4 protein-coding genes are annotated in these 2,570 nt (G+C 63.5%); all 4 read left to right on the top strand.

Annotation, left to right across the window (positions count from 1 at the left end):
- The coding region (locus U9980_RS27985) for a hypothetical protein (RefSeq protein WP_322770669.1) at nucleotides 1–251 on the top strand (251 nt) is incomplete at its 5' end.
- Nucleotides 252–376: 125 nt separating this feature from the next.
- Nucleotides 377–976, top strand: coding sequence for a recombinase family protein (locus U9980_RS27980; protein ID WP_322770668.1), 600 nt, complete (start codon nucleotides 377–379; stop codon nucleotides 974–976).
- Nucleotides 963–2,060, top strand: coding sequence for a recombinase family protein (locus U9980_RS27975; protein WP_322770667.1), 1,098 nt, complete (start codon nucleotides 963–965; stop codon nucleotides 2,058–2,060). Before U9980_RS27980 ends, U9980_RS27975 begins: the two co-directional genes overlap by 14 nt.
- 1 nt (nucleotide 2,061) lies before the next feature.
- On the top strand, nucleotides 2,062–2,570 hold a 509-nt coding region (locus U9980_RS27970), incomplete at its 3' end, for a group II intron maturase-specific domain-containing protein (protein WP_322770666.1).

Below are 2,570 nucleotides of genomic sequence, written 5' to 3'. Positions count from 1 at the left end.
CCCTTGTGCTGTCCGCACGTTTCGCGGTTTCGCTTCGGCAGGCTCGACGTTACGTCGATGTGGCCTCGTCGGGTGGGCGAGTAGTGGTGCCGGAGACGACCGTCGTGTTCACGGTGAAGCTGCCGGCCGTGCTGGCCGAGCGGATACGTGATGATGCGCGGCTGCGCGGTGCGACGATTTCATCGCTGGTCGCCCGTGCGTTGGGCGATTTTCTGGCCTCCGCCGGCGCGGGAAGCACAGAAGATGGATAAACGGGCGATCGCCCTTGAGTATGTGTTCGATCGGAATGCCGTCCGGGACCTGTCGATCGCATATGGGGTCCTGGTCCCGCAGCGGCGCCTGAGAATCCAAAACGAACAGCAGGGAGGACAAGCGCATGACCAACGTGGCGATTTATGCCCGGGTGTCGTCGGACCGGCAGAAGAAGAACGAGACGATCGTGTCGCAGACGGCGGCGCTGCGTGAGCGCGCCCGGGAGATGGGGGCGGCGCTGCCGGAGGAGTGGGTATTCGAGGACGACGGCCATTCGGGTGGGACGCTGACGCGTCCGGCGTTGGAGCGGTTGCGGGATTTGGTGGCCGCGGTCCAGCTCGACGTGGTGCTGTGCTATTCACCCGATCGGCTCGCGCGGAAGTTCGCCTACCAGGCGCTGCTGATTGAGGAGTTCGCGCGGGCGGGTACCAGGGTCGAGTTTGTCAAGGGCCCTCGCGGTGACAGCCCGGAAGACCAGCTGCTGGTCCAGTTCCAGGGGATGTTCGCCGAGTATGAGAAAGCGCAGATTCTGGAGCGCTACCGGCGTGGGAAGGCGTACCGTGCACGCTCCGGGTCGGTCAATGTGCTTTCCGGAGCGCCGTTCGGCTACCATTATCGTCGGCGCAGCGACAAACTCGGCGCGGGATACGAGATCGTGGAGCACGAGGCGGTCCTGGTCGTCGAGATGTTCCGTCGTTACGCCGACGAGGGTGTCGATCGCTGATCTGGCCCGCTGGTTGACCGAGCAGGGCGTGCCGACGCGTACCGGTAAGAATCGCTGGGACCGGTCGGTGATCTGGGGAATGCTGCGTAATCCCGCCTACGCTGGTAGGGCGGTATTCGGAAAGACGATGGTCGACAACACGCCGGCAGGTCTGAATCGGCGGGCACGGTTGGAGGGTCGTTCCACGCCGCGGCCGACGAAGACTGTTGACCGGCCTCGCGACGAATGGGTCGAGATCGCTGTCCCGGCGATTGTCAGCGAGGAGACCTTCGCGCGGGTTGCTGCCCGCCTTGAGGAGAACAAGCGCTTCGCGACGCGTAACACGAAGACGACGCCGTCGCTTTTGCAGGGCCTTGTCGCCTGTTCGGCGTGCGGTTATGGTTACTATCGCACCTCGACGCGAACCTCAAACAAGAAGATCTACTACTACCGCTGCCTCGGATCCGACGACTACCGTTACGAGAACGGCCGGGTCTGTCAGAACAAGCCGGTCCGCGCCGACTACATCGACGACGTCGTGTGGGAACACATCACTAAACTGCTCTGCGATCCGACACTCATTCAGGAGGAGATCGACCGTCGGCTGAACCAGGCTCGGAACTCCGATCCTGTCACGCGCCAGCGTGAACAGGTCGAATGTGCGCTCACGAAGGCCACCACCGCGATCACCCGTATGATCGAGGCGTTCCAGGAGCAGCTGATCACCATCGACGAGCTCCGCGCGAGAATGCCGGAGCTGCGAACGCGTGAGACGAACCTCCGCGGCCGGCTCGAGGCGCTTGAAGGCCAGATCGCCGACCGTGACCTTTACCTCACCCTCACCCTCGCCGCCGATCTCGAGGGATTCCTTTCTCAGCTGAGCGAGAACGCGAAAAGCACGGAGATCATCGAACGCCAGCGCGTTCTGCGGCTGCTCGTCAAGGATGTTCTTATCGGCCCCGAGAAGATTGCAATCCGTCATCGGATCCCACTTCGCCAACGATCGTCGGGGGACGGTGCGTCAGCCACCGGATCCGATACGGAGGGTGACCGGGCAGCTGGTTGCCAAGTGCGTTGGGGGCGTACTTTCCCCGTTGTTGAGTAACGTGGCTCTCTCGGTTCTGGACGAATACATTGCCCAGGCGCCAGGAGGTCCCGGGGCCAGCGCGTATGAAAGGGCCAAGCGGCGCCGGAGCGGTCTGCCGAACATCCGGCTCTGCCGGTATGCCGATGACTGGTGCCTGGTTGTCTCAGGCACCCAGGCGCACGCCGAGGCCTTGCGGGAGGAGATCACCGTGGTCCTGTCCACGATGGGCCTACGCCTGTCGCCGGAGAAGACCGTGGTCACCCATATCGACGAGGGCGTGGACTTCCTCGGGTGGCGTATCCAACGTCACCGGAAACGAGGAACCGGCAAGCACTACGTCTACGTCTACCCGGCCAAGAAGGCGCTCGCCGCCGTCATGGCCAAGGCAAAGGCGATCTGCCGACAGAACACGAACCAGTCGCTCGCGGTCCTGCTGCACCAGCTCAACCGGATGCTGCGGGGCTGGACGGCGTACTTCCAGTACGGATGCTCGAACACGCCCTTCAGCTACCTGCGGTCCTACCTGTG

Source organism: Protofrankia sp. Cr1, assembly GCF_963555865.1.
GTDB lineage: Bacteria > Actinomycetota > Actinomycetes > Frankiales > Frankiaceae > Protofrankia.
Note: the sequence above shows the minus strand (reverse complement) of the source record. Positions and strands in the feature narration are given on the sequence as shown.

What these genes read in the sequence shown, in the direction of transcription:
- U9980_RS27980 (WP_322770668.1), top strand. Translation starts at nt 377, where the DNA reads ATGACCAACGTGGCGATTTATGCCCGGGTGTCGTCGGACCGGCAGAAG.